The organism is Aeromonas sp. 95A (genome assembly GCF_051919235.1).
GTDB classification, from domain to species: Bacteria; Pseudomonadota; Gammaproteobacteria; order Enterobacterales; family Aeromonadaceae; genus Aeromonas; species Aeromonas veronii.
The window spans coordinates 1,412,551-1,434,352 of record NZ_JBQBFC010000001.1 but is presented as its reverse complement, the minus strand read 5'-3'; the positions used below and the strand labels follow the sequence as shown (position 1 = coordinate 1,434,352).

At 60.6% G+C, this 21,802-nt stretch carries 19 protein-coding genes and 1 pseudogene; 12 read left to right on the top strand and 8 right to left on the bottom strand.

All coding sequences use genetic code 11. The features are described from left to right. Positions 1 to 9 precede the first annotated feature (9 nt). The 4 genes from ACTG2U_RS06225 to ACTG2U_RS06210 are packed head-to-tail and all read left to right on the top strand — an operon-like array spanning position 10 to position 4,245. The gene (locus ACTG2U_RS06225; protein ID WP_421386289.1) at positions 10 to 1,149 is read left to right on the top strand and encodes an efflux RND transporter periplasmic adaptor subunit; all 1,140 of its coding nucleotides are present in this window, start codon (positions 10 to 12) and stop codon (positions 1,147 to 1,149) included. After that, positions 1,142 to 1,831 carry an ABC transporter ATP-binding protein gene (locus tag ACTG2U_RS06220; protein ID WP_421386290.1) on the top strand — a complete coding sequence of 230 codons (690 nt, stop codon included), beginning with the start codon at positions 1,142 to 1,144 and terminating at the stop codon, positions 1,829 to 1,831. Before ACTG2U_RS06225 ends, ACTG2U_RS06220 begins: the two co-directional genes overlap by 8 nt. After that, a complete protein-coding gene (locus ACTG2U_RS06215) occupies positions 1,832 to 3,046 on the top strand; it encodes an ABC transporter permease (protein ID WP_421386291.1) in 1,215 nt (404 codons plus the stop codon). Further along, positions 3,046 to 4,245 carry an ABC transporter permease gene (locus ACTG2U_RS06210; protein WP_429011898.1) on the top strand — a complete coding sequence of 400 codons (1,200 nt, stop codon included), beginning with the start codon at positions 3,046 to 3,048 and terminating at the stop codon, positions 4,243 to 4,245. The genes ACTG2U_RS06215 and ACTG2U_RS06210 overlap by 1 nt, the downstream gene beginning before the upstream one ends. Positions 4,246 to 4,295: 50 nt before the next feature. Here the strand turns inward: ACTG2U_RS06210 and ACTG2U_RS06205 are convergent, their stop codons facing one another. Next, complete coding sequence (locus tag ACTG2U_RS06205) at positions 4,296 to 6,758, bottom strand: diguanylate cyclase domain-containing protein (protein ID WP_439974214.1); 2,463 nt, start codon at positions 6,756 to 6,758, stop codon at positions 4,296 to 4,298. Between the two features lie 430 nt (positions 6,759 to 7,188). Between ACTG2U_RS06205 and ACTG2U_RS06200 the strand changes: the two genes are divergently transcribed. Both ACTG2U_RS06200 and ACTG2U_RS06195 read left to right on the top strand, forming a co-directional pair. After that, entirely contained in the window at positions 7,189 to 8,205 is a 1,017-nt protein-coding gene (locus tag ACTG2U_RS06200; protein ID WP_439974213.1) for a lipoate--protein ligase A, read from the top strand. 218 nt (positions 8,206 to 8,423) lie between these two features. After that, the gene (locus tag ACTG2U_RS06195; protein ID WP_439974212.1) at positions 8,424 to 10,118 is read left to right on the top strand and encodes a pyridoxal phosphate-dependent decarboxylase family protein; all 1,695 of its coding nucleotides are present in this window, start codon (positions 8,424 to 8,426) and stop codon (positions 10,116 to 10,118) included. Between the two features lie 159 nt (positions 10,119 to 10,277). Here ACTG2U_RS06195 and ACTG2U_RS06190 read toward each other — a convergent pair whose 3' ends face one another. The 3 genes from ACTG2U_RS06190 to yiaY form a co-directional block, all read right to left on the bottom strand. Next, positions 10,278 to 10,907 (bottom strand): NAD(P)H-binding protein, encoded by a 630-nt coding sequence (locus ACTG2U_RS06190; protein WP_439974211.1) that lies wholly within the window; start codon positions 10,905 to 10,907, stop codon positions 10,278 to 10,280. 182 nt (positions 10,908 to 11,089) lie between these two features. Next, positions 11,090 to 11,428 (bottom strand): outer membrane protein assembly factor BamE, encoded by a 339-nt coding sequence (gene bamE, locus ACTG2U_RS06185; RefSeq protein ID WP_005337980.1) that lies wholly within the window; start codon positions 11,426 to 11,428, stop codon positions 11,090 to 11,092. Between the two features lie 137 nt (positions 11,429 to 11,565). Then, the gene (gene yiaY / locus ACTG2U_RS06180; protein ID WP_216954231.1) at positions 11,566 to 12,717 is read right to left on the bottom strand and encodes an L-threonine dehydrogenase; all 1,152 of its coding nucleotides are present in this window, start codon (positions 12,715 to 12,717) and stop codon (positions 11,566 to 11,568) included. Positions 12,718 to 13,099: 382 nt separating this feature from the next. On the opposite strand from yiaY, the gene udp reads away from it, so the two are divergent. After that, positions 13,100 to 13,855, top strand: coding sequence for a uridine phosphorylase (gene udp, locus ACTG2U_RS06175; RefSeq protein ID WP_042080287.1), 756 nt, complete (start codon positions 13,100 to 13,102; stop codon positions 13,853 to 13,855). 140 nt (positions 13,856 to 13,995) lie between these two features. On the opposite strand, the gene ACTG2U_RS06170 is transcribed toward udp, so the two are convergent. Then, on the bottom strand, positions 13,996 to 14,724 hold the full coding sequence (locus ACTG2U_RS06170; RefSeq protein ID WP_439974210.1) for an RluA family pseudouridine synthase: 729 nt from the start codon (positions 14,722 to 14,724) through the stop codon (positions 13,996 to 13,998). 222 nt (positions 14,725 to 14,946) lie between these two features. On the opposite strand from ACTG2U_RS06170, the gene rihA reads away from it, so the two are divergent. Together rihA and ACTG2U_RS06160 are read left to right on the top strand one after the other, a co-directional pair. Continuing rightward, a complete protein-coding gene (rihA, locus tag ACTG2U_RS06165; RefSeq protein ID WP_439974209.1) occupies positions 14,947 to 15,882 on the top strand; it encodes a pyrimidine-specific ribonucleoside hydrolase RihA in 936 nt (311 codons plus the stop codon). Positions 15,883 to 15,915: 33 nt separating this feature from the next. Continuing rightward, complete coding sequence (locus ACTG2U_RS06160; RefSeq protein ID WP_005337958.1) at positions 15,916 to 16,383, top strand: hypothetical protein; 468 nt, start codon at positions 15,916 to 15,918, stop codon at positions 16,381 to 16,383. An 85-nt stretch (positions 16,384 to 16,468) separates the two neighbouring features. Here the strand turns inward: ACTG2U_RS06160 and ACTG2U_RS06155 are convergent, their stop codons facing one another. The 3 genes from ACTG2U_RS06155 to ACTG2U_RS06145 all read right to left on the bottom strand — a co-directional run bounded on the left by ACTG2U_RS06155 (position 16,469) and on the right by ACTG2U_RS06145 (position 18,893). Then, on the bottom strand, positions 16,469 to 16,765 hold the full coding sequence (locus tag ACTG2U_RS06155; protein ID WP_005344341.1) for a winged helix-turn-helix domain-containing protein: 297 nt from the start codon (positions 16,763 to 16,765) through the stop codon (positions 16,469 to 16,471). Further along, positions 16,762 to 17,292: a DUF1523 family protein gene (locus tag ACTG2U_RS06150; RefSeq protein ID WP_005350438.1), complete on the bottom strand. Its 531-nt coding sequence runs from the start codon at positions 17,290 to 17,292 to the stop codon at positions 16,762 to 16,764. The genes ACTG2U_RS06155 and ACTG2U_RS06150 overlap by 4 nt, the downstream gene beginning before the upstream one ends. A gap of 386 nt (positions 17,293 to 17,678) precedes the next feature. Further along, positions 17,679 to 18,893 carry a pyridoxal phosphate-dependent aminotransferase gene (locus ACTG2U_RS06145; protein WP_005334367.1) on the bottom strand — a complete coding sequence of 405 codons (1,215 nt, stop codon included), beginning with the start codon at positions 18,891 to 18,893 and terminating at the stop codon, positions 17,679 to 17,681. Between the two features lie 493 nt (positions 18,894 to 19,386). On the opposite strand from ACTG2U_RS06145, the pseudogene ACTG2U_RS06140 reads away from it, so the two are divergent. The 3 genes and pseudogenes from ACTG2U_RS06140 to aqpZ all read left to right on the top strand — a co-directional run bounded on the left by ACTG2U_RS06140 (position 19,387) and on the right by aqpZ (position 21,716). Continuing rightward, a pseudogene (locus ACTG2U_RS06140) lies at positions 19,387 to 20,528 on the top strand (IS4-like element ISAs18 family transposase). A gap of 18 nt (positions 20,529 to 20,546) precedes the next feature. Beyond that, entirely contained in the window at positions 20,547 to 20,756 is a 210-nt protein-coding gene (locus ACTG2U_RS06135; RefSeq protein ID WP_439975109.1) for a DUF1653 domain-containing protein, read from the top strand. 270 nt (positions 20,757 to 21,026) lie between these two features. Continuing rightward, entirely contained in the window at positions 21,027 to 21,716 is a 690-nt protein-coding gene (aqpZ, locus tag ACTG2U_RS06130; RefSeq protein ID WP_323875223.1) for an aquaporin Z, read from the top strand. The last annotated feature ends 86 nt before the right edge of the window (positions 21,717 to 21,802 follow it).

Below are 21,802 nucleotides of genomic sequence, written 5' to 3'. Positions count from 1 at the left end.
GGATGCGCGATGAAGAGAGGTTGGTTGTGGTGGGGAAGTGGCGTTGTGGTGGCGGTGGCTGCTGTGGCATGGTGGTGGCGACCGCAGCCGACGCCGATCAGGCTGGCTGAGGTCGGGCGGGGGGATGTGCTGGTCACCGTGGTCAACACTCGGGCTGGCACCATCAAGTCGTGTCAGCGGGCCGGGCTCAGTCTGCCCGGTGGCGGCGTGGTGGAGCAGATCGCCGTCAAGGCCGGGGATCGGGTGGCCCGGGGAGATCTGCTGCTGACCCTCTGGAGCGACGATATCCGTGCCGATCTCGCCCGTGCCCGCGCCCAGCAGGCGCTCGGCAAGACCCAGCGCGAGGAGCGTTGCAGCGAGGCGGCCTACTACGAGCGGGAGGCCAACCGGCTGGCCACCTTGCTGGCCAAAAACCTCACCTCCCGCACCCTCGCCGAGCAGGCCCAGAATCTGGCCGATACCCGCCGCTATGTCTGCCGCGCATCCCGTCAGCAGGAGCGGGTAGACGAGGCGCAGGTCGCCCAGGTGGAGGCTCGCTTGAGCGAGCGCCGCCTGCTGGCGCCGTTTGCCGGTGTGGTGGCAGAGGTCAACAGCAAGCTGGGCGAATACATGACTCCCTCACCGCCCGGGGTCGCCATGCCCCCGGTTATCGATCTCATCGACGATCGCTGTCTGTATGTCTCAGCCCCCATCGATGAGGTGGATGCTGCCCGCCTCAAGGTGGGCCAGTCTGCCCGGGTACTGCTCGATGCCATGCCCGGGCGCGATTTTGCCGCCACCGTCACCCGTATCGCCCCCTATGTGAAGGAGCTGGAGAAGCAGGCCCGCACCGTCGAGGTGGAGGCAGCGCTCACTGCCCTGCCCACCGATGTGCCCCTGCTTATTGGCTACAGCGCCGACCTTGAGGTCGAGGTGACCCGCGCCACCGATGTGCTGCGGGTAGCGGCCAGCAGCCGGGCCGACGATGGCAGCGTGCTGCGGCTGGAAGGGGATAAGCTGGTACGGGTGGTGCCCCGCTGGGGCGTGGAGAACTGGAACTGGATTGAGGTGGCCGAGGGGCTCGCTGCCAGTGATCGGCTGGCAGCCCAGCCCGGACAGATTGTCGGGGAGGGCCCTTTCAGCGCCGCCACGGAGCAGACGGATGAGTGATCTCATTCGCCTTGATGCCGTCAGCCGTCGTTTCACTCTGGGGGGGAGCGAGGTGGCCGCCCTCGATCGCGTTTCCCTGCGGGTTGCCGAGGGGGAGTATCTGGCGGTGATGGGCCCCTCGGGCTCCGGCAAATCGACCCTGCTCAATGTGCTGGGGCTGCTGGATCAGCCCGATGAGGGGCGTTACTGGCTGGGAGGGGAGGATACCGCCACCCTGTCAGAGCCGGCGCTGGCCCAGCTGCGCGGCCATCGCATTGGTTTCGTGTTCCAGTCGTTTCACCTCATCTCCCGCCTCACCGCCCGTGAAAACGTCGAGTTGCCGCTGATGTTGTGCGGGATCACCCCCGCCGAGCGCCATCTCCGAAGCCAGCAGTTGCTGGGGGAGCTGGGGCTGGAGAACCGGGCCGGACACCGCCCTGCCGAGCTCTCCGGCGGTCAGCGTCAGCGGGTAGCCATCGCCCGTGCCATGGCAATGACGCCGCGGCTGATCCTGGCCGACGAGCCCACCGGCAATCTCGACTCCCGCTCAGGGGAGGAGGTGATTACCCTGCTGGAGGGACTCAACCGGGAGCAGGGTATTACCTTGGTGGTGGTGACCCACGACCCGCGCCTCGGTGATCGGGCTGGCAGGCGGATCCTGATGAACGATGGCCGCATCAACATTGATAGCGGCGGTGGCTGAATGCGGCGCCCCGATGTGATCCGCTTTGCCGCCGTGGCCCTGCTGCGCCAGCGCTCACGGGCGCTGGTCTTGATCCTGGCGGTGAGTTTGAGCGTCACCTCGGTGCTGCTGCTCACCGCGCTGGGGGAGGGGGCGAGGCGCTATGTGGCCGACCAGTTCAGCTCCCTTGGCAAGGATCTGCTGGTTATGTTCCCCGGCCGCAAGGAGACCACCGGCGGGCTGCCGCCGGTCACTGGCAACAGTCTGCGGCAGATCACTCTCGATGATATGCACTACCTTGGCCAGCATCAGCCAAACGTGCGGCTGGTGCCGCTGGTGATGGGCTTTGCCGAGGCCAAGCAGGGGGCGCGGCTGCGCCAGACCATGCTGCTTGGCAGCAGCAACGGGCTGCGCGATACCCACGGGCTGGAACTGCTCTCCGGTCGCTGGCTACCGGGGGATGCCGCAGAGGATCGGCCGGTCGTCCTGCTCGGGGTCAAGGTGGCCCGTGAGCTGTTCGGTCAGGCCGATCCGGTCGGTCAGTGGCTGCGTTTTGACAATCGCCGCTTTCGGGTGGTGGGGGTCTTCACCAGCCAGAGCAGCAATCTGGGGATGGATATGGCCGAGGCCGCGCTGATCCCGGTCGGTAGCGCCATGCGGCTGTTCAATACCGAGGGGCTGTTTCGGCTGCTGATCCAGCCGCTGGCGGGGCAAGCGGTGCCCCCGCTTGTCAAGCGACTGGAGCAGCTGATGCAGGCGCGCCACGGGGTGCTCGATGTGACCGTGGTGCGCCGCGACGCCATGCTGGCCACCTTCTCCACCATTCTCTCGACCCTCACCCTGGCGGTTGCCGGCATCGGTGCCATCAGCCTGCTGGTCTCCGGCATCATGATGATGAATCTGGCGCTGATCAGCACCCGCCAGCGCACCGGCGAGATCGGTCTGCTCAAGGCGCTGGGGGCCGACAGTCGCCAGATCCGCCAGCTGTTTTTGTGGGAGGCGCTGCTGCTGAGCGGCAGTGGCGCGCTGTTTGGCACGGTCTTGGGCTATGCCCTGATTGGCCTCGCTGGAGTGATTTGGCCCGGATTTCCGGCGGCGGTCCCTCTGCTCGCGACTCTCTGCACCATACCGGCGGCCCTGCTGACCGGGCTGTTTTTTAGCTGGCTGCCCGCCTCCCGGGCGGCACGGCAAGATCCGGTCAGCAGCCTGCGCAGCGGGCAGTGGAGCGGTGGCTGATGCGCGCAGCTGATCTGCTGTTCTGGCTCTGGCGCGCCTTGCTGGCGGGGCGCAGCCGCAGTCTGCTGTCGGCGCTCGGCATCGCCATCGGGATCGCTTCGGTGACCCTGCTCACCGGCATCGGCGAGGGGCTCAGGCTTTATCTGCTCGACAGCTTCTCCCAATTTGGCACCCGGCTGATCGCCGTGACCCCGGGCAAGACCGAAACCGCCGGCGGCCCGCCCGGTATCCTATCCAGCAGCCGTCCTCTGCTGCTGGAGGATGCCGATGCCCTCGCCAGATTGGCAGGGGTAGAGGCGGCGCTCCCTGTGGTGCAGGGGCAGGGGGAGGTGCGCAGTCGCGGATTGACCCGCAGCACCGCCATTCTGGGCACCGGCCCAGCGGCACTCTCAGGCTGGCGCCTCACCCTGGTGCAGGGGCGTTTTTTGCCCGCGGACGACAGTGCCATGCCCCGCGCCTATGCGGTGCTGGGGGCCAAGGTGGCGGCTGAGCTGTTTCCCGGCGGCGATGGGCCGGGCAGTCTGCTGCGCGCCGGTGATCGCCGTTTTCGAGTGGCCGGGGTGCTGGCACCCAAGGGGCAATTTCTCGGCTTTGATCTGGATGACATGATCTATCTGCCCGCCGCTCACGCCCAGGCGCTGTTCAACAAGGAGGGGCTGCAGGAGATCGACGTCATCTATCGCGCCGGACAGACGGAGGCCGATATCACCGCCCAGATCCGGCGAGTGCTGATCGCCCGCCACGGCGCCGAGGATTTCACCCTCACCTCCCAGCAGGACATGCTGACCAGCCTCGACAAGATCCTCTCCATCATCAAGCTGGCGGTTGGCGGGCTCGGCATTATCTCGCTGCTGATCGGGGCGGTCGGCATCTTCAGCATCATGAGCATCGCCCAGCAGGAGCGGATCCCCGAAGTGGGTTTGCTGATGGCGCTGGGCTGCCCGCGGCGGCGTATTTTATTGCTGTTCCTGCTCGAAGCCGTGGTGTTGGCGCTGCTGGGCGGGGGCATGGGGCTGGCCCTGCTCGGCGGGCTCAAGCTGCTGCTCACTCTGCTGGCGACAGGCTTACCGCTCACCCTCCATCCTCTCTATCTGCTGCTGGCGCTCGGTTGCAGCGCCCTGGTTGGCCTATTGGCCGGGGTCGCTCCTGCGCTGCGGGCAGTGCGTCTCGACCCCGTGGTGGCCCTGCGCGGTGACTAGGTCGCCCCTTTCGCAAGAGGCGCGTTACGCTCGGGGCTGAACAGGGGGGACTAGGCGACCACCTCTGCAACCGACAGGCTGCGCTCAGATCTGAACAGGGGGAAGTAGCGGCGATCCGCCTGACTCATGTGGCCGACTACCAGCTCCTGAATGATGAAGTTGAGCAGCTCGTCGTTGCCCAGTGTTCCCGCTTTGGCGGCGTGCAGCAGCTGACCGGCCTTGTTGAGCAGGCGCTGGTGATCCTGACGGTGGCTGACGAGTTCCCGATAGTCGATCTCCGCCAGCATCTGCTCTTCAAAGGCGAAGTGGTGACGAGCCATGTCGAACAGGCTCTCCAGACTCTCCAGAAACGGGGCCGGATCCTCGTGCTGATCTTTCATCCGCTCCAGCAGCCGGTTGGTCAATACGAAGAGCTGGCGATGCTCGGCATCGATGCGCGGGTGACCGCACTCGTGGCCGGGTTGCCACAGCAGTGCCCCCTGCTCGGGATCAAGGCCTTCGGTATAGAGGCAGACCCGGCCGCGGCCGCGATTCTTCGCCTGATACATGGCCTGATCGGCGTGGTGCATCAGCGTCTTGGCATCCTCCCCGTGCTCGGGATAGAGCGCCAGCCCGATACTGCTGGATATGAGCAGCTCCTGCCCCTCCAGCTGGAACGGATGGCGCAGCTGCTGGTGCAGCTTGTCGGCCACCGCCAGCACTTCGTCGCCACTCTCCGGCAGCAAGATAACGAACTCATCGCCCCCCAGCCGTGCCACCAGATCCTGTTTGCGCACGCAGTGGCTCATCCGCTCGGCCACCATATTGAGCAGAATATCCCCGGTCTCATGGCCGAAGGTGTCATTGATCGGTTTGAAGTGATCGAGATCGATAAACATCAATGCCAGCGGACGGGGCGTCTCCTGCTCCATCAGCTCCTTGAGCCGTTGCTGCAGCAAGCGGCGATTGGGCAGCCCGGTGAGGGGGTCGTAGAAGGCGAGGCGGCGCATCATCTCCTCTCGCGCTGCCCGCTCTGTGATATCCCGGGTGACCCCGAGGATCGCCTCCGGCTGGGCATTGTGGTTGCCATGGAGGGTAGTGATGGTCTCGGTCGCCACCAGATGGCCATCCTTGTGGCGCAGCTGGGTGCGAATGACCCGGCGAGTCTGGTCATGCTCTCCCCGCTGCCAGGCCTCCAGGGTGGCGGAGATCTCCTCACGCAGCAGCTGCCTTGAGGCATCCGGTAGCAGCTGTTTGAGGGGCAGGGCAAACAGCTCGGGGGCCTCGTAGCCGCTCAGAGGAGTGATGGCCGGGCTGACATAGCGAAAGCGCAAGCTGGCTGCATCCATGGTCCAGATTACATCGGCGCTGTTCTCCGCCACGAAGCGATAGTGCTGCTCGCTCTGGGCCAGTTCACGGGTCAGCCGCTGGCGATCCCGCGCCTCCTGGCGCAGGCGCAGATAGAGGTGCAAGAAGATGCCGAGCAGGGTCATCAGGGTAAAGGTGATGAGCATGGCCACCGCCACGCTCTTGTCGAGCAGTTGCCGTTGCTGGCGCAGCCGCTCCTGCGCCGGGTCGTAGATAAAGCGGTCGAGGTTGGGCAATACCGTGAGCATGCCCGCCTCCAGATAGGTTTTGGCGATCTGCAGCCAGCGCTCCTGCTGCATGTAGCCTGGTTCGATCAGATCCGGTTGCATCAGCTCTCTGGTTTCGCGAGCCTCGAACTCCAGCTGTTCACGGCCAGCCCCGGTCGGGTACTGCTCCATGATGAGGTTGATCATCTCGTCGGGGTGGTCCATCGCGTAGCGCCACCCCTTGAGGCTGGCCTGCTGGAAGGCGTAGACCCGATCCTGTCGGGTGATCAGCTCCCGCTCGGAGGTAAACAGGTTGTCGCCGTAGAAGTCGAAGTCGATGGTGCGCGGACTGAAGACCCGATAGGGGATCCCTTTTTGTTGCAGATAGAAGGGCTCGGTAGTGCTGTAGGCGCTGATGGCATCCACCTTGCCCGCCAGCAGTGCCTGAATCCCCTGTTTGTAGGGAAGGGTGACCCAGTCGCGGCTGCGGGTATGGTGGGAAAGGTAGGTCAGCAGCTCGTTGGAGCCAGGCTCCAGCATCAGTCGCTTGTTGGCCAGATCGGCCGGGTTGCGAATATCTGGCCGATCCAGCGTGAGCAGAACCAGCGGCGAGTGCTGCAGCAGGGCGGCGAGCACCACTACCGGACGACCGGCAGCCCGATCCAGCAGCAGATCACTGCCGCTGATGCCAAACTGGGCCTTTCCCGAGATCACCTCGCTGACCACATCGGTGCGGGAGTCCGCTTCACGCAAGGTGACATGCAGACCGGCCTCCCGATAAAACCCTTTGGCGATGGCCGCGTAGTAACCGGCAAACTGGAACTGGTGTTGCCACGGCAACTGGACGATGACCTGCTCGCCGGCTCGCACCGAGGGAGAGGTCAGGGTCGCGATGACCATACTGACCAGCATTGGCAGAAACCAGCTGAGGGGCTGGCGGGGGGCTGGGTTCTCCGTCATACAACGTTTCTCTCGGGAGCGGTGTCTAGGCTAGATTCAAGCAATTTTGTGTCACCTGCAAGGGGAGAAAAGGCGTTTGCAATGGGGTATAGGGGGGTTGGAAAGTCATTTTTGTGTCGTTCATCACACGGGATGGATACATGCCGCTTTTTTGCAAGTTATGTGACCAATAAGAGAGTCATATGGCCTATCGAGGTGGTCGCATTCTAGCCACTTTTTCCCGTCTTTATTGTTATCATTGTGGCTAAACTGCATTTTTTCCGTGGTTGCACGTCAAGTTGTGTCGTTATATCAATAGATACTTTTATGGGGCAGTCAGGTGTGACACAAATGTATCGCGGCTGCTGCGCACCGGTTAATGTGCGACTGCTCAGTGATGGTACCCCGTCAGTGTTATCATGCTGCCCCCAGTTCCGGATAAGGTCTTTTTATGTCCCGCTTGCGTCTGCTTCTCTCCGACTCTCACGATCCCCTGTTCAATCTGGCCGTCGAGGAGTGCATCTTCCGCCAGATGGACCCCGGCCAGCGGGTGCTGTTCCTCTGGCGCAACGCCAATACCGTGGTGATCGGTCGTGCCCAGAATCCGTGGAAGGAGTGCAACACCCGCCGCATGGAAGAGGGCGGGGTGACCCTGGCGCGTCGCAGCAGCGGTGGCGGCGCCGTGTTCCACGACCTTGGCAACAGCTGCTTCACCTTCATGGCGGGCAAGCCGGAGTATGACAAGAGCGTCTCCACCGCCATCGTGCTGGACGGGCTCAAGCGATTGGGGATCGAGGCGTTTGCCTCCGGTCGCAACGATCTGCTGGTGGCCACCCCGAACGGGGAGCGCAAGGTATCGGGGTCGGCCTATCGGGAGACTCAGGATCGCGGGTTCCACCACGGCACCCTGCTGCTGGATGCCGATCTCGGCCGCCTTGCCAACTACCTCAACCCCGACCCCAAGAAGCTGGCGGCCAAGGGGATCACCTCGGTGCGCAGCCGGGTGGCCAATCTGTGCGAACTGCTGCCGGGGATCGACCATCAACAGGTGAGCAAGGCGCTGCAGGAGGCCTTTTCCCACCATTACGGCGCGCGAGTTGAGCCCGAGCATATCTCCCCTGAGCAGATGCCGGATCTGCCGGGCTTTGCCGAGACCTTCGCCCGCCAGCGCAGCTGGGAGTGGAACTATGGCCATGCCCCGGCGTTCAGCCATCTGCTGGAGGAGCGGTTCAGCTGGGGCGGGGTGGAGCTGCACTTTGATGTGGAGAAAGGGGTCATCACCCGGGCGCAGCTCTTTAGCGATACTCTGGAGCCGGCCCCGTTTGATCTGCTGGCGGCCGAACTGGCGGGTTGCGGCTATCGACCGGACGCTGTTGCCGCGCGCCTGCAGCCCTGGCTGGCGTCCTTCCCGCAGCAGCAGAGCGAGCTGGCGGAGTTTGCCGAGTGGCTGTTGGCCTCCCTGCGTTGAGTGCTGCGCTGATGATGGTCTGGTACTGAGGGCGCTGTCAGCCAGGATGGGAGCAAGATCACGAAATATAAAGAGGCGCCTCAAAGGCGCCTTTTTGCCAGCCCTTGTGATGGCTGATACATGACAAAAAGTAGGGTAGGCCATTAGATATTGTCACTGTTGGCCCCGCTGGTACAGGGGTATAACGGCCGCACATTTGCTGTACTAATGGTATAAAAATGAGTGACTTAGTTTATCTGCAAGACGAAAGCGTCAATGCCGTCCACCCCGATTTCTCCGCCCGTTTCGCCACCGTCAAAGCCAACTTTTTCTCGCGCAATCCCGATCTCTGGCCCGTTTTTCGCGAACCCGGATTTGCCACCCTCAACGAATTTCGGGCCCGTGGCTTGGCCCCCGATGCCCGCCTGAACGTCTGGCCAGATGGCCGCGCCCGCCTGGCCGATCTCTGCGAGACCATGCCGGTGCCCGCCACCATGCGCACCCCGGGCGAGCCGATGGCCGAGCTGCTGTTTGCCGCCGCGCTGTCGAAGGATTGGGAGAACCCCTCCAGCGTCGAGAACGTCATCACCATGTCAGCGGATCCCGCTATCTATGGCGCCCAGATGGGTATTCTGGCCAACCCCAATCTGGTCTACTCTGAATATGCTGGAGTGGCCGAGGAGCTGGAGAAGAAGGTGGTGCGCCAGATTGCCCTGCTGGCGGGTTACGACCCGGCTCGCGCCACCGGCATCTTCACCCAGGGGGGGACCTTCTGTAACCTCTACGGCTACCTGCTCGGCATTCGCAAAAGCCTGCCACAAGCCAAGCACAAGGGGCTCGGCCACTATCAGGATTACCGCATCATCAACTCTCAGGGCGGTCACTACTCCAACATCACCAACCTCTCTCTGCTCGGGGTCGATATCGAGAACAAGACCATCCGCATTCAGGTCGGCGAGAACAATGACATCGATCTCGACCACCTCGAGCGCACCCTGACCGCCTGTTTTGCCCTGAAACACGTGGTGCCCGCCATCATGCTCACCATGGGCACCACCGACACCTTCGGGGTGGATCAGGTGAAACCCGTGTTCGAGCTGCGCAATCGCCTCTGCGAGCAGTTCGAGGTGGCGGTCAAACCGCACATTCACGTCGATGCCGCCATCGGCTGGTCGATGATCTTCTTCCTGGGTTACGACTTTGCCGCCAACCCGCTTGGCATCAATGCCGCAACCCTGGCCGGGATCGAGCGCAACGTAGCGCGCTTTGCCGAGCTCAAATATGCCGACTCCTTCACTGTCGACTTCCAGAAGTGGGGCTATGTGCCCTACACCTCCAGTCTGGTGATGATCAAGGAGCAGGATGACCTCAAGGCGATGGAGAATGACCCGGAGAACTTCTCCTACTTCGAGCGGGACATTCAGGGGCAGACCCACCTGCAATCCACCATCGAGTGCTCCCGTGGCGCGAGTGGCCTGTTTGGCGCCTATGCGGCGCTCAACTACATGGGAGTGGAGGGGTATCGCATCGTGCTGGCCCACTGCCTGCAAAATGCCAACTACTTCCGCTATCGCCTGAGCCAGCTTGGCAACGTCAAGCTGGTGGCGCAGGAGAATCAGGGGCCGAGCGTCGGCTTCAAGATCTACAACCCCGAGTGGGTGAGCGATCCGGAGGCCGAGTTCGCTTTCGAACTGGCGCGCTCCAGCGATCCCGCCTACAAGGCGCGGCTGCAGCGCAATACCGACTATCACCGCAGCCTGTTCAAGGGGCGTGGCAAAGTCGGGCTCTACACCAACTGGGTGGAGGCGGTGGCCCACTCCGACTATGACGCCCGCGGCAAGTACTCCTACATCGCCGGGGAGAAGGCGGTATTTATGAACCCTGCCTGCACTCGCGAGCAGATCGACGCCTTTATCGACCATATTCGCGGTTGAGGGCGGTTGCCCTGACAGTCGAGCGCGGTCAATGGTGGCAAGAGGTGGTTGGGGTGTATCACGCCAACAGATAAACAAAGGGCAAGCCGGCTGGCTTGCCCTTTGTTTTTGCGGCTCTGTTTTTGCAGCACTGTGCGTAATCAGTGGGGAAGGGCGGGTTCAGAGGGCCAGCAGTTGCTCGTTCTCGACAATCTCGCACCCGGCGGGCAGTTTCGAGAGGGCGATCATGGCGCGAGCCACCTGACGAGCCTCGATGGCGCGCCAGCGGGCGAGCTTGCCCACCAGCAGCGGCCGAAACAGCGGGTAGATGGTCTGAAAAATCTGCTCGGAGAGGCGCGGTGGCTGGCGATCCCCCAGCAGCATGGCGGGCCGCACGATGGCGAGCCGTGGCCAGGATTGGGCCAGCAGGGCCTGCTCCATCTCTCCCTTGGTACGCGGATAGAGAGCCGGGGACGATGCGCTGGCCCCCATGCTCGAGACCACGATCAGCCGTTGACAACCGTGGCGGCGGGCCAGCTCGACAAAGGCGACCACATAGTCGAGATCGACCCGGCGAAACGCCTCGGCAGAGCCCGCTTCCTTGCGGGTGGTACCGAGGGCACAGAAGGCGATATCCACCGGGCGGGAGAGGGTGACGCTGGCCAGATCATCAAAATTGACCGGCAGCCAGTGGTGCGCCTCCTTGCCCGGCTTGCGACAGAGCAGGGTCAGTTCATGTTCGGCAGGCAGTTGCTGCACCAGTTCGCGACCGATCAGGCCGCTGGCTCCGGCAATCAGGATCCGGCTCATGGGGATTCTCCCTGTGTCATTCGATGGTGTTGATGCCATGGTGGCTGCTCATCAGCATCAGGCAATTTGCGAGCAGCTGCAATGGGTGAGATGACACTGTATCCCCTGACAGGATCACGGGCAGGATGAATTACGCGGGGCTGGATAAAACAAAACCGGCGCGAGGCCGGTTTTGCGGGATATCAGAGCGGGGTATTGAAAGCTGCTGGCAGCGGGAAGTCACCCGTCACTGTGGTCAGCCTGTCATTGGCGAAGGTGACGGTGAGCTCTTTGCGCTCCTTGTCGCCGTGGCCCGGCTGGAATTCATAGAGGTAGTACCAGGTGTTGGGGTCAAAGCCGTCACGCAGCATGGGGGTCCCCAGTACATAGCTGACCTGCTCGCGGGTCATCCCCTGGCGCAGTTTGTCGACCTGTTTTTGTTCCACATAGTTGCCCTGGGGAATATCGATACGATAGACCAGGCTGCAACCGGAGAGGGTGAGGGCGGTCAAAGCCGCGGCAATCAGGTGTTTCATCCGCATATCGAGTTCAGATCATCCATACAGTCTTTTTTGGCTCGGCAAATCATACCGACTCCCTCCACGGAAGTAAAAAGCCATTGATCCATCAGCCAATAAAAAGGGCCGCACTGCGACCCTTTCTGGCAATCCGGCTGCTGTTACATCGCCGCGCGGAAGATGGCGACGATCTCGTCGTGGCTCGCCTGTTTCGGGTTGGTGAAGCCGCAGGCATCTTTCAGGGCGTTGCTGGCCAGGGTATCGAAGTCATCGGCCTTGACGCCGAGTTGCTCCAGACCGGCCGGGATCTTCACATCCAGCGCCAGCTGCTTGATGGCGGCAATGGCAGCGGCGGCGCCCTGTTCGTCGCTCATGGCGCTCACGTCTACCCCCATGTAGCGGGCCACATCCTTCAGACGAGCCGCGCTCACCTGGGCGTTGAACGCCTGAACATGGGGTAGCAGCACGGCGTTGCAGACACCATGGGGCAGGTCATAGAAACCGCCCAGCTGGTGGGCCATGGCGTGCACATAGCCGAGGCTTGCGTTGTTGAAGGCCATGCCGGCCAGGAACTGGGCGTAGGCCATCTGCTCGCGGGCATGCAGGTCATCGCCGTGGTGAACGGCGGTGCGCAGGTGCTTGGCAATCAGCTCGATGGCCATCACGGCGCTGGCATCGGTCACCGGGGTGGCGATGGTGGAGACATAGGCTTCGATGGCGTGGGTCAGGGCATCCATGCCGGTGGCGGCGGTGAGACCAGCCGGCTTGGCCAACATTAGCTCGGGATCGTTGACTGACATCAGCGGGGTAACGTGCTTGTCGATGATGGCCATTTTCACGTGGCGCGCTTCGTCGGTGATGATGCAGAAGCGGGTCATCTCGGAGGCGGTACCGGCAGTGGTGTTGATGGCGACAAGCGGCAGTTGCGGCTTGGCGGAGCGATCCACCCCTTCGTAATCCTTGATGTTGCCACCGTTGGCGGCGACCAGCGCGATGCCCTTGGCACAGTCGTGAGGCGAGCCGCCACCCAGCGAGATGACGCAATCACAGCCGTTGGCCTTGATCATGGCCAGACCCGCTTCGACGTTGCTGGTGGTGGGGTTGGGTTTGGTCTCATCGAAAACAGCGCTTTCAATGCCATGTTCAGCCAGCAGGGTGGTGAGCTTGGCAACCACACCGATCTGGTTGAGGATTTTGTCGGTGACGATCAGCGCCTTGCGATAGCCGTAACCCTTGATATCGGCGGCAGCCTCTTGCAGACAGCCGGCACCCATCAGGTTGATTGCGGGAATATAGAATTTGAATGTAGCCATGATGGACTTCCTATAGTTAGCCATTAAGTGGTAGTTGAGAGCTAGGCTACCATCTAGAAAGGGATACAAAAGCATCTTGTTTACAACTTTACGGGGTCGATCACGAGTCGTTAATTAAGCGCTGAACCAGGCTTGACTTTCCCGCATCTGACTCGATTAGCAGAAAAACGTTTGTCAATTATTTCATTGAGTTAGCAAACGTTTTGCGCAATGTTTGTCACTGTCAATGCGTGGAAGTGTGAGGCGCTTCAAGGAATTGGAAAGCGCTTTCGACCATAGTTGGCGCCTCCCCGAAGGGGGGGGTAAAGGCTTGAAAGTATCATAAAGAATCATCTTAACTTGTGCCCTGACCATGCTGGCAGGGGGCAACCAGGAGTCCAATATGTCTGATGTATTTCACTTGGGTTTGAAGAAAGCGGATCTGCAAGGCGCCACCCTGGCGATCGTCCCCGGTGACCCCGAGCGCGTGAAGCGTATCGCAGAGCTGTTGGATAACCCGGTGCACCTGGCCAGCCATCGTGAATTCACTACCTGGCGCGGCGAGATGGACGGCAAGGCCGTGATCATCTGCTCTACCGGTATCGGTGGCCCGTCCACCTCCATCGCGGTAGAAGAGCTGGCCCAGCTGGGTATCCGCACCTTCCTGCGTATCGGTACCACTGGCGCCATCCAGCCGCACCTGAACGTGGGTGACGTGATCGTGACCACCGGTTCCGTGCGCCTCGACGGTGCCAGCCTGCACTTTGCTCCGATGGAGTTCCCGGCTGTTGCCGACTTCGACTGCACCACAGCGCTGGTGAACACCGCCAAAGAGATGGGCTCCAAGCTGCACATCGGTGTGACTGCCTCCTCTGACACCTTCTACCCGGGTCAGGAGCGTTACGACACCGTATCCGGCCGCGTAGTGAGCCGTTTCCAGGGTTCCATGAAAGAGTGGCAAGCCATGGGCGTGCTGAACTATGAGATGGAATCTGCCACCCTGCTGACCATGTGCACCAGCCAAGGCCTGCGTGCCGGTATGGTAGCTGGCGTTATCGTCAACCGTACCCAGCAGGAAATCCCGAACGCCGAAACCATGGCGAAGACCGAATCTGATGCCATCAAGATCGTACTGGGCGCTGCCCGCAAGCTGATCTGATAGCACCACAAAGAGTGGGGGGTGGGGGCCGTTGCGAAAGCGCGGCCCCTATCTTTATCCGCCGTTTACCGCTTTTCCTCTCCCGTCACGCCTTCCACTGATCCCGTTGCACTCGCACTTGTTGTCTCTACCGATTGCTTCTAAAACGCAGGCGCGCAGCGGATCTGCATCGGCTCACCGCTCACCGGATGAGCAAAATCCAGCTCGCTGGCATGCAGCATCAGCCGCGGCGCCAGTTCGCAGCCGGGCGGCAGCAGGCCACCATAGAGATCGCAGCCGAGAATGGGGTGGCCCAGCAGCTGGCTGTGGATGCGCAGCTGATGGGTGCGGCCGGTCTCCGGCACCAGTCGTACCCGGGTCAAAGGCACGGTCTGCCCCTGCATCTGCTGCTCCAGCCGCTCAATCACCTGATAGCGGGAGCGGGCGGGTTTGCCACTGACGGCGCAGATCTTCATCAGCGGGAAAATCGACGGATCCTTGGCGATGGGGGCGTCGATAACCCCTTCGTCGTCAATCAGATGACCGCACAGCAGGGCGCTGTAGGCTTTGCTCACCGCCCGCTGACTGAACTGCTGGCAGAGCAGGGCATTGATGGCCTTGTTTCTGGCGACCACCATGATGCCTGAGGTGCCAAAATCGAGGCGATGCACCAGGGTGCAGCCGGGGAAATCCTGCACCAGTCGATAGTGAACCGAGTCGAGGTTCTGCGGGTTCTTGCCCGACAGACTCAGCAGGCCGCTCGGCTTGTTGATGAGCAGCAGGTGCTCATCTTCGAACAGGATCTCGATGGCGGCCTTGCAGGGCGGGGCGATAAAGGTGTCGACGATAACGGACATAGGTGGCACAGGCTGGAAACGGGGTGCGATCATACCCGAACCGGCGCGGCCGGGCGAATGGGTGGTGCGCAGCCTCGGAAAATGAACGGAATGACGTCATGCAACCTATTGATAATGAGCCGCGTTGAGCGAGGCGGTGTGCCGTGCAAACCGCCCAGGTCCGCAACAAGGCCCCGTTTTGTGACCCCTTCCCGAGTTCATCCGAGGCTTGCTTGTTAAGGTATGGCTCCCTGTTATGTTGTAAGGACTCATCCCATGGCACTGCCCGTTATTCTTGATTGTGATCCCGGCCACGACGACGCCATCGCCCTCATTCTGGCGCTGGCCAGCCCTGAACTGAAGGTGCTGGCGGTCACCACCAGCGCGGGCAACCAGACGCCGGACAAGACCCTCAACAATGCCCTGCGGATCCTCACCTTGCTGGGACGGGACGATATTCCGGTGGCGGCCGGGGCTCCGAAACCGCTGGCCCGCGAGCTGATCATCGCCGACAACGTTCACGGCGAATCGGGTCTCGATGGCCCCAAACTGCCGGATCCCGCCTTTGCACCGCAGGGGATGACGGGGATCGAGCTGATGGCCAGATGTCTGCGCGAGAGCGCGGAGCCCGTGACTCTGGTGCCGACCGGCCCGCTGACCAATATCGCCCTGCTGCTGGCAGCACACCCCGAGCTCAAACCCAGGATCGCCCGCATCGTGCTGATGGGGGGCGCCGCAGGGGCCGGCAACTGGACCCCGGCCGCGGAATTCAATATTTATGTGGACCCGGAAGCGGCCGATATGGTCTTCAAGTCGGGCATCCCAATTACCATGTGTGGCCTCGATGTGACCCATGAGGCGCAGGTGATGGATGAGGATATCGAGCGGGTACGCGCCATCACCAATCCGGTGGCCCAGTGCGTGGCCGGGCTGCTCGACTTCTTCATGATCTACCATCGGGATCCCAAGTGGGGATTTGCTGGCGCGCCGCTGCACGACCCCTGTACCATTGCCTGGTTGCTGGCTCCCGAGCTGTTCCACGGGGTTGAGTGCCGGGTCGATATCGAGACCAGCGGGGAGCATACCGTGGGGATGACGGTGGTGGATCGTTATGGCCTGACCGGCAAGCCAGCCAATGCGCTGGTATTGTTGGGGCTGGATCGTCCGGGCTTTATCGATCTGATGGTGACGCGGCTGCGGGCGTTTGACTGAGCGCCGGTTCATTTTTGCAAGAAGGGGCGGGGAATGTGGAAGAGAGGCTTGGTGCTGCTGGCCGGGTTGCAACTGACAGGCTGTGCGACGCCATTCGAGCGGATGTGGCAGGGGCTGGCGACCTGTGAATTTACCGATCTCTATGTGGATGAGACGGGCAGGCCCGCCAATCTACAATTGGCCAACTACACCCCCTACAAGGTGAGCGACGGCTTTGCCTGGTACAAGGTGCACGAGGAGCTGCACGGCTTGCCGGTGGTCGGCTTTATCGTGCCCGCCTCCAGCTTCGAAGTGCACGCCCTGTTTGTTGATACCCCTATCGCCAACGCCCGCCGCTTGACCCATAACGCCTACGGCAGCGAGTTTGGTGACGAGCAGAAGCATGACGAGGGGTTGGCGCCCCTGCTGCTGCGCGATCCCAACAACCCCAAGCGCTCCATCATCGACTGCACCCGCGGCGAGTCTGATGGGGAGCTTGAGGATTCGGCCATGCCCGAGTAGAGACACCTGTCACGCCATCGGCCTGAAAAAAGAGGGGTCAGCCTTGTCGGCTGGCCCCTCTTTTTATTGTTGCTCAGCACACGGATCAGGGATAGCTCAGAGTCTCCTTGATAAGCGGCAGTTGAGCCTTGATCCACGCCGGATTGATGGGCCCCCAGTCGCTGATGCGGTAGTGTCCCTGCAGGTGGCGAGCCCCCTCGGTCTGCTCGAAGGCGCAGCTGATGTCAAGCTCGGCCAGCGCGCTCAGGGTATCTTGCGCGGTGCGGCGCGGCATGCCGGTTGCCTCCATAATGGCAGGCACTGTATCCGTGCCCTGACTGATCAGCCAGGCCACGTAGAGCCGCCGGTAGAAGCTGGTGCGGGTCTTGCTCGGCTCACTCATAGCTCGTCCTCAAGACGATCGAAGTAGCGCCAGGTCGCAATGGCTGCCTTGCCCATCACCAGTGCCCAGAGGCCGAACCAGAACCAGCGGAAGAAGCTCCAGGTGGAGGCGTCAGGCTCTGTGCTCTCAATCTTGGTGACGTTGGGGAACATGGAGAACATGTTCACGCGCCAGCCGTAGGAGGTAATGATGGCCAAGCGTTTCTCGAACTCCATGGACTTGGCCTTGGCCTGGACGTCGGCGGCGTTGAACTTGAAGTAGAAGGGCCAGCCCCACTCGGTATCTTCATTGCGAAACACCCGGATCTTCTCGCCGGGGCGCTCGGTGTAGATGTAATAGACGTCGGTGGTGGGGCCGTCAGCCGGGTTTTTCTGGCTGATGGGGCCATCCTTGTCGGTGCGCTTCACCTCGACCCCGGTGATGGTGGCGATGGTGTGCTCCGGCAGGTAGTAGTCGAGCCAGGCGGCGGAAATGAGGGCGATGAGCCCCAGGGCGATAAAAGCGGGTTTCTTGAATCTCAGGCTCATGGTGTGCTCACGTGAGGGGGGGAGTAACGTGCCTCTACCATACCGATATTTGACAGGGCAGCCCAGCCCCTTATGGCACCAACGGCCAAAAAATGGCGTTTAAAACAGAGACAAAGCCATTGCCACACAAACGAGAACGATTCTGTGTACGTCAGTGCTGGGTCAAATCTAGATTGCCTGCAAGTTCAGTGACTATTGAGAAATGGCACTTTCGTCTAATGCGGAAAGGGTTGACGACAGAGCATCACGAGTAGGAGTAGGGTTTGGAAAACAGACACACTTGTAGTCATTAAGAGAGAATCTCTCCGATGTGCTGTCTCGTGGGGATTGCAAGAAGAATGCGGAGAATTACTGGCCCTGTTTCAGGGCCAGTAATTGAGCTTTTCTTACTGCTTGTAGCCCTTGAGGAAACGGGCGAGGCGGCCGATGGCATCTTCCAGCTCCTCTTCGCGGGGCAGGAACACCAGCCGGAAGTGATCCGGTGCCGGCCAGTTGAAGCCGGTGCCCTGTACCAGCAGCAGCTTCTCTTGCTGCAGCAGGTCGAACACCATCTTCTGATCGTCGCGGATGTCATACACCTTGGGGTCGAGGCGCGGGAACATGTAGAGCGCTCCCTTGGGTTTGACGCAGGAAACCCCGGGGATCTCGTTCAAGAGCTCCCATGCCTTGTCCCGCTGCTTGCGCAGGCGGCCACCCGGCAGGATCAGCTCGTTGATGCTCTGGTAGCCGCCAAGCGCAGTCTGGATAGCGTGCTGCATCGGCACGTTGGCACACAGCCGCATGGAGGCCAGCATCTCCAGCCCTTCGATATAACCGCGGGCACGGCCTTTGGGCCCTGTGATGACCATCCAGCCCTGACGGAAGCCGCAGGCGCGGTAGGCCTTGGAGAGGCCGTTAAAGGTCACCACCATCACATCGTCGCACAGGGTGCAAACGCTGGTGTGGGAGATATCGTCGTAGAGGATCTTGTCGTAGATCTCGTCGGCGAAAATGATGAGGTTGTGCTGGCGGGCGATCTCGATCACCTCCAGCAGGAACTCGCTGCCGTAGACGGCACCGGTCGGATTGTTGGGGTTGATCAGTACCAGGCCGCGGGTGCGCGGGGTAATGCGGGCGCGGATATCGTCGAGATCCGGGTACCAGTCAGCCCCTTCGTCGCAGCGATAGTGCACCGCATGGCCACCGGAGAGAGTGACGGCGGCGGTCCAGAGCGGGTAGTCGGGGGAGGGCACCAGCATCTCGTCGCCATTGTTGAGCAGCGCCTGCATGGCCATCACGATCAGCTCGCTGGCGCCATTGCCGATGTAGATGTCGTCGATATCGACCTTGCGCATCCCTTTTTGCTGGTAGTACTGCATCACCGCTTTACGGGCAGAGAAGAGCCCCTTGGAGTCGCAGTAGCCCTGGCTCAGCGGCATGTTGAGGATCACATCCTTGATGATCTCTTCCGGCGCATCAAAGCCGAACGGGGCAGGGTTGCCGATGTTGAGCTTGAGAATGCGGTGGCCTTCGTCTTCGAGACGGCGAGCCTCTTTATGCACCGGGCCGCGGATGTCATAGCAGACATCGTCGAGCTTGTGCGACTTGTCGATTGTGAACATGGTGAGTGTGATTCCTTCCCCACAGGGACGCGTTGGCGAAAAAGGCGATTTTTAGTATCAAATTTCTTTTCCTCTATTCTTCACAGAATTGAATGCTAGAACAATCCTCTTTTTAGAAGAATTCCCTGATTTTTAGCCCTAAAACAGGGTTGCTAGAACGTTAAATTCAGCACGATCTTTGGTGCTAACCAAGGTTAACTAGTGAAACATGGGGAACGAATTAACAAAGCAGCCTGACTGTGTTGCAATATCCGGATCCTGTGGCACGATTGGCTTGTGTAAAAAATCGTCTTCGTCCCCCTTTTCGATGAGTTGAATGGCACCCATGGTGTCATCTTTATGTGGTTCGCTCATCGGCGTTCACTTCTGCGAGGTTTTCCCATGCAAGCACCCGTTCCAGGCCTTAACCATCCCCTCATATGAGCGAGGCGTGGCGCGGCTTCTGAGGTATGATCGCCATCCTTGACCAGCTAATACCCAACAGACTATCCCCATGTTTAACCACGAACTAATCCTCAACCACATCGACGATATATTTGGACAGGACATGCATGCTAAGCGTGTTCTTTCCCTCGCCAATGCTACCCTCGGGGTTATCGAGTCAGGTTCACTGGCCATCCACGCCATCGGTAGTGGCCTCTCCTTGGCCAACGGTCTCGAACGTAAACATGCGGTTAAACAGGTGGATCGCCTGCTCACTAACACCAAGCTCAATGTCTGGAGCCTCTTTGACGATTGGGTGCCCTATGTGGTCGGTGAACGTACCGAGATCGTAGTCTCCATGGACTGGACCGAATTCGATGCCGATGATCACAGTACCTTGGTTATCAGCCTGCAAACCAACCACGGTCGCAGTACTCCGCTGCTGTGGAAAACCCATCGGAAATCGTTGCTCAAAGGGCAACGCAATGCCCATGAGAAAGAGCTGCTCACCAAGCTCAAGCAGACGTTGCCAGAGGGTATCTTCGTGACGGTAGTAGCTGACCGCGGCTTTGGTTACATGGAGCTGTTCGAACGCCTGGAGCAAGAGCTAGGCTTTGCTTATCTCATTAGATTTAAAGGAAATGTTTTGGTTGGTTACCCTGGTGTAGAGCAGGTTCCAGCTCGGGACTGGCTAACGCCGACCGGGCGCACCCGAACCCTCAAAGCGGTGGAGCTAACTGGGCAGCGACAGCCTGTCGAACGGGTCTATTGTTGTCATAAGAGTGGCATGAAAGACGCGTGGTTTCTGGCCAGTAACCGGACCGACCTGAGCGCCGCCAAGGCGTTGCAACTATACGGCCAGCGCTGGGGTATCGAGACCAGTTTTCGTGATATCAAAGATTACAAATTCGGCATGGGTATGGGAGATGTGCACATCAGTAATCCGGTCCGGCGCGACCGACTGTTTTTATTCAGTGCCCTGGCCATCGTCTTGCTGACGCTGCTGGGTAAGGCTGGAGACAGTGTCGGTCTGAGAGAACGATCAAGGTCAATACCAGCAAGAGCCGAACCTATTCGTTCTTTCGGCAAGGGGTCATCTATTACCAGTTGTTACCTAAAATGAAAGAAGCCAATGCGGTCTTGTTGATGGATAAATTTATCTACTACCTGAAGCAACACCGCTTATATACCCGCACACTTGGAATTATTTGAGTCTCTAAAAATGAGGGGATCTCTGAGGTTCCAGGCCGCTATCGCCACTTCAAGGGGGGTTACTATCAAGTGCTTGCCCTGGCTCTGCATACCGAAACCCAGGAGCAGCTGGTCATTTATCAATCCGAGCAGGATGGTCAGGTCTATGCCCGACCCGTCGCCATGTTTATGGAGTGGATTGAGCATCAGGGGCAGGTTGTCAGCCGTTTTGCCCCTGCAGGAGACTGACCACGCCTCCGTTTATATCGTTCAAGGGATGAGCACTCGAGCTAAACGGTGTCACAAGTTGTCGCATGACGCCCTTGGGTATGAGATGTGCAGCCAGCTGTCTTAATGATAAATCCCTTATCTAATCAACTAATTGTGACGAATGTCACATTGAGTGAGCCCCGCCTGCAGGGTTCGCAATCTGGACTCACACTCCCATAATGCTGCGCTTGTTCAAGCATGGGCCCTTCTCGGGTCTTGTTCGGTGTTATCTCAAATGGGAGAAATAATGTGAAACCTGTTGCTGCTGAGTTTATGGGCACTTTCTGGCTGGTATTGGGCGGGTGCGGCAGTGCCGTGCTGGCTGCAGCCTTCCCTCACGTCGGGATTGGTCTGCTGGGGGTCTCGCTGGCTTTCGGTCTGACCGTGCTGACCATGGCGTTTGCCATCGGTCATATCTCCGGTTGCCACCTCAATCCGGCCGTGACCATTGGTCTGTGGGCGGGAGGTCGTTTTCCGGCATCCGGTGTACTGCCTTATATCGTGGCGCAAGTGTTGGGTGGCATTGCCGCTGCTGCCGTGCTTTACGTAATTGCCAGCGGTCAGGCCGGGTTTGATCTCTCTGCCGGTTTTGCTTCCAACGGCTACGGTGAGCACTCTCCGGGTGGTTACAGTCTGACTGCCGCACTGGTGTGTGAAGTGGTGATGACCGGTTTCTTCCTGTTCGTCATCATGGGCGCCACCGATAGCCGTGCGCCTGCCGGTTTCGCGCCGATCGCCATCGGTCTGTGCCTGACCCTGATCCACCTCGTCAGCATTCCGGTGACCAATACCTCGGTCAACCCGGCCCGCAGTACCGGTGTTGCGCTGTTTGTCGGTGACTGGGCCATCAGCCAGCTATGGCTGTTCTGGGTTGCCCCGATTGTCGGTGCCATTCTGGGTGCGCTGGCTTATCGCCTGGTGGCGACTGAGCAGAAGTAATCATTTGCGAAACAAAGTGTGGTATCGACACGCCTGCGGGCGTGTTTTTTGTTTCTGGAGGGGCGAGAAAAGAGCATTAACCGAGG

Coding starts and splice junctions, on each gene's coding strand:
- ACTG2U_RS06220 (WP_421386290.1), top strand. CDS start 1,142: ATGAGTGATCTCATTCGCCTTGATGCCGTCAGCCGTCGTTTCACTCTG.
- ACTG2U_RS06215 (WP_421386291.1), top strand. CDS start 1,832: ATGCGGCGCCCCGATGTGATCCGCTTTGCCGCCGTGGCCCTGCTGCGC.
- ACTG2U_RS06150 (WP_005350438.1), bottom strand. CDS start 17,292: ATGAGCCTGAGATTCAAGAAACCCGCTTTTATCGCCCTGGGGCTCATC.
- ACTG2U_RS06225 (WP_421386289.1), top strand. CDS start 10: ATGAAGAGAGGTTGGTTGTGGTGGGGAAGTGGCGTTGTGGTGGCGGTG.
- ACTG2U_RS06155 (WP_005344341.1), bottom strand. CDS start 16,765: ATGAGTGAGCCGAGCAAGACCCGCACCAGCTTCTACCGGCGGCTCTAC.
- ACTG2U_RS06190 (WP_439974211.1), bottom strand. CDS start 10,907: ATGAGCCGGATCCTGATTGCCGGAGCCAGCGGCCTGATCGGTCGCGAA.
- ACTG2U_RS06210 (WP_429011898.1), top strand. CDS start 3,046: ATGCGCGCAGCTGATCTGCTGTTCTGGCTCTGGCGCGCCTTGCTGGCG.
- yiaY (WP_216954231.1), bottom strand. CDS start 12,717: ATGGCTACATTCAAATTCTATATTCCCGCAATCAACCTGATGGGTGCC.
- udp (WP_042080287.1), top strand. CDS start 13,100: ATGTCTGATGTATTTCACTTGGGTTTGAAGAAAGCGGATCTGCAAGGC.
- ACTG2U_RS06200 (WP_439974213.1), top strand. CDS start 7,189: ATGTCCCGCTTGCGTCTGCTTCTCTCCGACTCTCACGATCCCCTGTTC.
- ACTG2U_RS06195 (WP_439974212.1), top strand. CDS start 8,424: ATGAGTGACTTAGTTTATCTGCAAGACGAAAGCGTCAATGCCGTCCAC.
- bamE (WP_005337980.1), bottom strand. CDS start 11,428: ATGCGGATGAAACACCTGATTGCCGCGGCTTTGACCGCCCTCACCCTC.
- ACTG2U_RS06160 (WP_005337958.1), top strand. CDS start 15,916: ATGTGGAAGAGAGGCTTGGTGCTGCTGGCCGGGTTGCAACTGACAGGC.
- rihA (WP_439974209.1), top strand. CDS start 14,947: ATGGCACTGCCCGTTATTCTTGATTGTGATCCCGGCCACGACGACGCC.
- ACTG2U_RS06170 (WP_439974210.1), bottom strand. CDS start 14,724: ATGATCGCACCCCGTTTCCAGCCTGTGCCACCTATGTCCGTTATCGTC.
- ACTG2U_RS06205 (WP_439974214.1), bottom strand. CDS start 6,758: ATGACGGAGAACCCAGCCCCCCGCCAGCCCCTCAGCTGGTTTCTGCCA.
- ACTG2U_RS06145 (WP_005334367.1), bottom strand. CDS start 18,893: ATGTTCACAATCGACAAGTCGCACAAGCTCGACGATGTCTGCTATGAC.